This is a genomic window from Rhodococcus sp. O3 (assembly GCF_048897285.1).
Taxonomy (GTDB): domain Bacteria; phylum Actinomycetota; class Actinomycetes; order Mycobacteriales; family Mycobacteriaceae; genus Rhodococcus.
The window spans coordinates 1-6,452 of sequence record NZ_JBMBTE010000188.1; the positions used below are offsets into that span (position 1 = coordinate 1).

The following is a 6,452-nucleotide window of genomic DNA, read 5'->3' on the forward strand; positions in this document are numbered from 1 at the left end:
GGGAGCCGCCACAAAGGCACACCGGCGGCGGAGCCGCCTAGTGCTTGCGGAGCCGTGCCTCGAACTCGCGCTCGAGTCCGCGCCACGCCGCGACCTCGGCGTCGAACGGCGCGCTCGGGGCCAGCCGGCTCGTATCGGGCTCGAGCACGTAGTTGACGAACCAGCCCAGCTCGGTGGAACCGGCGAGCGCGGCGTCGGTGGAGTCGTCGCGGGCGTAGTTCGCGGCATCGGTGAACAACTCGACCGCGAGTTCCAGCTGGTCCGGGTCCACCGCGTCGACGCCCTGCGCGATGTCGTCGGCGATGCCGGTGAGCACGTACACGTTGTCGTCGCTCACCTCGATCTCGAGCGAACCGTCGGTCGCTGCGAGGCGGATCTCGTCGTAGGTGCTCACCGTCGCGAGATCGTGGTCGTGACGGTCGGCCAGGTAGCGGGCGAGCGCACGCTCGGAACCGAATACCGAGATCAGGCCGTCGTTGCCGAGGAAGAGCGCGTCGTCGTCCAGGTAGCACCGCAGTGTGAACCACGTGCCGTCGCTCGTGATGATCTTGATCGGGTCGATCCCGACCTCGCCCCAGAAATCGTCGCCGAGATCCTCGTCCTCGTCTTCGTCCACGAACTCGTATTCGTCGTCGTCCTCGCCCTCGACGGTGTCGTCGGCCTCGACGACGTTCTCCTCCGCGGCGACGAGCTCGGACTCGATCTCCGCGACGATCGCGGCGTCGACATCGGGGGTCGTGACGACCGCGTCGATCGCGTCGATGACGTCGTCCCAGTCCTCGGCGACCGCGGTGCCGACCTGGTTCCACAGGTCGTCGCCGTCGGCACCGTCGAACGCGCTCGCGCCGTGCTGCAGCAGTGTCGCGATCTCGGGCCGGTCGACGAACTTCGTCACCGCCTCGAGATCGCACACCTCGCCCAGGCTGCGGACGACGTCGAAGGTGTCCTGGAGCTGGGCGACGATCTCCGGGTCGACGTCCTCGGCGACGAGTTCGGGCACCCCGACGATGTCGAACCGGTAGGCGTCGTCGGGCTCGAATTCGACGGCCGCGAGCTTCGCGACGACCGGCCAGGTGGGATGCTCGACCAGATCGTTGTCGTTGTCGGAGCGGACGAACGCGACCAGTTCGGCGACACCGGGGAACCCGTACAGATCGTCCCCGCGGCCGAGGAACGCCTGCCATTCCTCGCCGTCCTCGCGCCACCGGGGCACCCACAGGGTGACGAGGTTGTCGTCGGTGAGACCGAGCTCGATCGGGACGATGTCTCCAGCCATGGCGGGAAGCCTAGCCACCTCGCGCCCGAAGACATAGCCGGGAGTCGACGAGACCGTTCTCACCGGAACGACTCGCGAAGATCCGACAGCAGACGGTCGCGTTTCCCGGCTGCGATCCGCGCCGCCTCGTGCGCGGTCGCGAGGATCGCCGCGGACAATTCGGCGGCCTCGAGCCGGCACGCCGACTCCGCCAGATGCAGCGCGATCATGCCGCCGCCGCCGTCGACGCGTACCCACACCCGGCCGTCCGCGCTCGTCGCTTCCGCCGTCACCTCGCCGAGTCCGGCCATCACGTCCTCGAGCATGCCCAGCCTTTCCCGAGCCCGTTCGACGATCTCGTCGACGCGGTGCCCGCTCACACCGACCTCAGCCAGGACGTGGGTTGCCGCTGCTCGTCGTCGGCCTGCTGGACGCGCGCCACCTCGTCCCGGGTGGGCAGACCCATCCGGTCCAGCAGGGCGTCCGGCATGCCCTGGGAGGCGAGCTCGCTGCGGCGCAGCGCCGCGGCTTCGAGGGTCGCGCGGCGGCTGAGCGCGAGAATCTGCCCGGCCAGGTGCCCGGCCCCGTGGCGCAGTTCGCGGGGATCGATGTGCAGCTCGACCGGCACCCCCTGGTCGGTCGTGCGCACCGAGACGGTGCCCGCCGCATTGGCGGCGGTTGCTGTCGTGATGTTCATATCCGGTTGGACGCACCCGGTCGCGGGCCGGTTCCCTCTCATCCGGTGGGACGGTAGAACCCTTCGAAGGCCATGCCGCTGTTGCCTGTGCGGATCGGGGTGACGCCGACGGGATCGCCCGCTTCCACCATCAGGCCGTTGCCGATCACCATCGCGACGTGCCCGTCCCAGACGGCCAGGTCGCCGGGCAGGACCGAGTCCGGAGCGACCGGTATCCCGATGTCCTGCTGCTGGGCCAGCCGGGGAAGCTCGACACCGGCCTGGCCGTAGGCCCACTGGGTCAGCCCGCTGCAGTCGAGTCCCTGTCCCGGGGTGGTGCCGCCCCACACGTACGGGGTGCCCTGCTGGGACAGCGCATGACGCACCGCCGCTGCGGCCGTGGGGTTGGGTGCGGTGGCGACGCTGCCGTCGGGCAGGCGCACCGCGCAGTCCGACGCGGAGACCGGCCCAGCGCCCCTGTCGTCGTAGAGCGCGCGGGTGTCGCCGGAACCGGGATCGGTTTCCGAAGGTCCCGCTCCCGGGTGGGCCGGCGTCTCCGGCAGCAGGGCTGTGAGCCGGTCGGTGTGCTGTGCCAGTTCGGACGTGACCCGGGCGAGTACGTCGAGGCCTGCCGAGAGATGCTCGAGTGCGGCGGCGAGCATCATCAGCTGACCCTGGGGCAGCGCGAGCGCGGGTTCGAGGCTGCGGGCGACGGAACCGAACGACTCGACGATGCGGGCGATCTCGAGGGCGCCACCGAGGACCGTCGCGGTGCCGTCCACCGCGATCGCGGCGATCTCCATGCCGCGGTCGGCGGCGGCCAGGGTGTCGGCAAGTACCTGCTCGGCGCTGCGGACCGCGGTGTCCGCTGCGGTACCGGTCCAGTCCCACACCAGTTCGGTGAGCGCGGCGCGGCCGACGGCGTGCACGTCCTCCGCGATCGCGGTCCCGGCCCGCAACGCCGCTGCCGGATCGATCGCGGGTGCGGTGCCGGAGCCGAATGCGGTGAGCAGATCCGCCAGCGGAGCCGCGAGCAGATCGGTCCCGATGGTCATCGTCGCGCTCCCGTCTCGGGCATGCCCGCGGACTGCAGACCCGTGGACCACTCGGCCTGACGGTTCTCGTAGCCCGCCGCGGTCGCGGCGGCGACCACGGACATGCCGTCGAGGGCGGTCACGAGGCGGGACACGTGCTCTTCGTGCGCGCGATGCGCCGTGACCAGCGCCGCGACGAATCCCGTTCCGATCGGGCCGAGTCCGGCGTCCAGTTGTTCGGGGGCAGCGCCCCGGATCTCGTCGACTGCACCGCGCATTCGTTCGGCCAGGTCTCCCGCCGTACCGCCGAACGTCGCGATGGTCTCCGGGCGTACCTGCACACCGTCCTGCCGAAACTCGCCTCTCACGCCTCACGCCCCCCGATCTCGGATCGAATCCCTCTCGACGGGTTCGACGCATTCGGTCGGCGGCCGGTTCCACCGTTCTATCCTTCGGGCATGGATCCGCTCGTCGTCGACCATCCGCTCGCTGCCTCTCTCCTCGCGATCCTGCGCGATGAGCGCAGCGACAATGCCGCCTTCCGGCATGCACTGAGCCAACTCACCCAGATGCTCGTGTACGAGGCGGTCCGGGACGCGCCGGTCGAGCAGTTCGAGGTGCGCACGCCGATCACGACGACCACGGGGGTGCGGCTGATGCAGCCGCCGCTGCTGGTCCCGGTTCTGCGGGCCGGCCTGGGTATGGTCGATCAGGCGCACGCGCTGATCCCGCAGGCGCAGGTCGGTTTCGTGGGGCTGGCGCGTGACGAGAAGACGTTCGAACCGGTGCCCTACCTCGAGTCCCTCCCCGAGGATCTGTCCGGGCTGCCGGTGTTCGTGCTGGATCCGATGCTGGCGACCGGTGGGTCGATGGTGCACACGATCGAACTGCTGGTGTCCCGCGGCGCGACCGACATCACCGCGGTGTGCGTGGTGGCGGCGCCGCAGGGTGTTGAGGCGCTCGCGGCGTGCGGGCATCCGGTGCGGTTGGTGACCGCCACGATCGACGAAGGCCTGAACGAGAACAAGTACATCGTTCCGGGCCTCGGCGACGCGGGCGACCGTCAATTCGGGCCGCGATAACTGCCATCCCAGACTCTTCGAAGCACGCAGCCGAATCGTGACATCGATGTCCGTTTTGGTGCCTATGGTGTACATGAGGCTGTTGAGACGCGGATCGGGCGCTGATCCGTTACCAACTCTTCACGATCTTCCTCACGAAATCGCTTGCGGCTCATTACTCTGAGGCGTGCATCACGATCGCTTCACTGTCATCTGTTCGTGAAATGGGGAAACGCGATGGTCCGCAATTCGGTAACGAAATCCCGCCGGCGATTCCGGGCGGCAGCACTGGGGGTGGCTGCGGCCGCATTCGTGGCGATGGTCAACCCGGGCGCCGCAGGAGCCGCGGTCGACAACGCCCGGTCGATGCCGCTCGACGGCGGCGCCACGATCGAAGTCCTGCAGGCGGACACGTCGATCCAGTCCGTCCCGCCTCTCGACAGCTCACCGTTGAGCGTCGAGTTCTTCAGCGACGGTGTCGCCGCCGTCCGGATCACCGGTCCGGGAGCCGACGCGTTCCAGGCCACCAAGCTCACCCTCGGCTATCAGATCGGCTATCCGGTCGCGCTGCCCGGCGCGATCGTGCACCTGTTCACACCCAGCCTCGACTGGGGGGTCGGCAACAGCGCCAACTTCGGCATCGATCTCGGAGTGGACTCCGATGGCGGTGCGGCTCTCGGCCTGGGCTTGGGCCTGGGCACCAGCGCCGAACTCGGAGGACGGATCATTCCCGAGAACGAGTTCGAGATCGAGCTCGAACCCGGCGGCATCACCGAGGTGCCGATCGTCGAGGGTCTGACGTTCGACGGCAGCGCGGTCACCGTTCGCATCGCCGGTGTGCACGGTTCCGTGTCCGGGGCGATCGGCCCGGTCACCGTCCGTCCGTACGCGAAGGCGATCACCTCGAAGGGTGACACCGTCGTCACCTACGGTGTGCCGCAGCGGGTCTGACGACCCCGGCTCAATCGGCCATCCCGGAAGCCCACACGCGCAGCGCCGCCAGTTTTCTGGCGGCGCTGCCGTGGTTTCCGTCCGCCGCGACCGCCTGCAGGTAGCACTTGAGTTTCGGTTCGGTGCCGGACGGCCGGACGACGACGCGGACCGACGTGCCCTCGAACACGAGCGCGTCGGTCCGCAGTCGTGTCTCCGCCCGGGCGAGATCGGTCACGGTGACCGCCTCGCCCGCGAGTTCGTCCGGCGGCGTGGCCCGCAGTGAGGCCATGAGCCGGTCGATCCGCGTGAGGTCGGCGACCCGGATCGAAACCTGACCGGTCAGGTGCACGCCGAACTCGTCGTACAGATCGTCCAGCGCGTCGAGCAGCGTGCGACCGCGCGTCTTCAGCTCCCCCACGTAGTCCGCGACGACGACCGCCGTCGCGATGCCGTCCTTGTCGCGCACCGCGTCCGGGTCGACGCAGTGACCGATCGCCTCCTCGTACGCGTAGACCAGACCCTCGCCGGCACGGGCCAGCCACTTGAAGCCGGTGAGGGTCTGCGCGAAGCGGGCGCCGCGTGCGGCGGCGACCTCCCCGAGCAGCGTGGACGACACGATCGTGGTCGCCACCAGCGATCCCGGGCGCGCTCCCGCGAGGATGTGATCGCCGAGCAGCACACCGGTCTCGTCGCCGCGCAGCATCCGCCAGCCGCCGGCCGCCGGCACCCCCACCGCGCAGCGGTCGGCGTCCGGATCGAGCGCAAGTGCGACATCCGCGCCGACTTCCTCGGCGAGCGTCAGCAGCGCATCCGTGGCACCGGGCTCCTCGGGGTTCGGGAACGCCACGGTGGGGAACGCCGGGTCCGGCGCGAACTGGGATGCGACGACGTGCACGTCGGTGAACCCGGCCTGCCGCAACGCCGCGACCGCGGTCTCGCCGCCGACGCCGTGCAGTGCGGTGAGCGCGATCCGCACGTTCCGGTGCGGCGACCGCGGCAGTGTCGCGACCCGCGCGAGGTATCTGTCGACGAGGTCGCCGCCCGAGGGTTTCACGGGCGTACGAGGCACCACACCGCCGACCGCGTCGATCGCCGCTTCGATCTCGCGGTCCGCGGGGGAGACGAGCTGGGCACCGCCGGTGACGTACACCTTGTAGCCGTTGTCGGCGGCCGGATTGTGCGACGCGGTGATCTGCACCCCGGCGACGGCACCGAGCGCGCGCACCGCGTACGCGGTGACCGGCGTCGGCAGCGGGCGGGGGAGGGCGACCACGTCGAATCCTGCCGCGGCGAGCACCTCCGTTGCCGCGGCGAAGAATTCGGCGGATCCCGTGCGGGCGTCGCGGCCGACGACGACGGTGCCGCCGCCGTGACCCTGAGCCTCGAGCCACGCCGCGAGCCCGGCGGTCGTGCGCTCGACGACCGGCACGTTCATGCAGTCCGGGCCATCGCCGACCGGTCCCCGCAATCCCGCGGTCCCGAAGCGCAGGCTC

The 6,452-nt window shown here is 70.2% G+C and carries 8 protein-coding genes; 2 read left to right on the plus strand and 6 right to left on the minus strand.

What is annotated here, in order from left to right:
- Positions 1-37: 37 nt before the first annotated feature.
- The 5 genes from ACN675_RS26905 to ACN675_RS26925 are packed head-to-tail and all read right to left on the minus strand — an operon-like array spanning position 38 to position 3,333.
- On the minus strand, positions 38-1,276 hold the full coding sequence (locus tag ACN675_RS26905; RefSeq protein ID WP_420753727.1) for a primosomal protein: 1,239 nt from the start codon (positions 1,274-1,276) through the stop codon (positions 38-40).
- Positions 1,277-1,335: 59 nt separating this feature from the next.
- Complete coding sequence (locus tag ACN675_RS26910) at positions 1,336-1,635, minus strand: YbaB/EbfC family nucleoid-associated protein (RefSeq protein WP_420753728.1); 300 nt, start codon at positions 1,633-1,635, stop codon at positions 1,336-1,338.
- The gene (locus ACN675_RS26915; RefSeq protein ID WP_420753729.1) at positions 1,632-1,952 is read right to left on the minus strand and encodes a hypothetical protein; all 321 of its coding nucleotides are present in this window, start codon (positions 1,950-1,952) and stop codon (positions 1,632-1,634) included. Before ACN675_RS26915 ends, ACN675_RS26910 begins: the two co-directional genes overlap by 4 nt.
- 38 nt (positions 1,953-1,990) lie before the next feature.
- Positions 1,991-2,986, minus strand: coding sequence for a C40 family peptidase (locus tag ACN675_RS26920; protein WP_420753730.1), 996 nt, complete (start codon positions 2,984-2,986; stop codon positions 1,991-1,993).
- Positions 2,983-3,333: a type VII secretion target gene (locus ACN675_RS26925; protein ID WP_420753731.1), complete on the minus strand. Its 351-nt coding sequence runs from the start codon at positions 3,331-3,333 to the stop codon at positions 2,983-2,985. Before ACN675_RS26925 ends, ACN675_RS26920 begins: the two co-directional genes overlap by 4 nt.
- 90 nt (positions 3,334-3,423) lie before the next feature.
- Between ACN675_RS26925 and upp the strand changes: the two genes are divergently transcribed.
- Together upp and ACN675_RS26935 are read left to right on the plus strand one after the other, a co-directional pair.
- A complete protein-coding gene (gene upp, locus ACN675_RS26930) occupies positions 3,424-4,047 on the plus strand; it encodes a uracil phosphoribosyltransferase (protein ID WP_420753732.1) in 624 nt (207 codons plus the stop codon).
- Positions 4,048-4,263: 216 nt separating this feature from the next.
- Complete coding sequence (locus ACN675_RS26935; protein ID WP_420753734.1) at positions 4,264-4,977, plus strand: MspA family porin; 714 nt, start codon at positions 4,264-4,266, stop codon at positions 4,975-4,977.
- A 10-nt stretch (positions 4,978-4,987) separates the two neighbouring features.
- Here ACN675_RS26935 and ACN675_RS26940 read toward each other — a convergent pair.
- Positions 4,988-6,452: phospho-sugar mutase (locus tag ACN675_RS26940; RefSeq protein WP_420753733.1), on the minus strand; the 1,465-nt coding region annotated here is incomplete at its 5' end.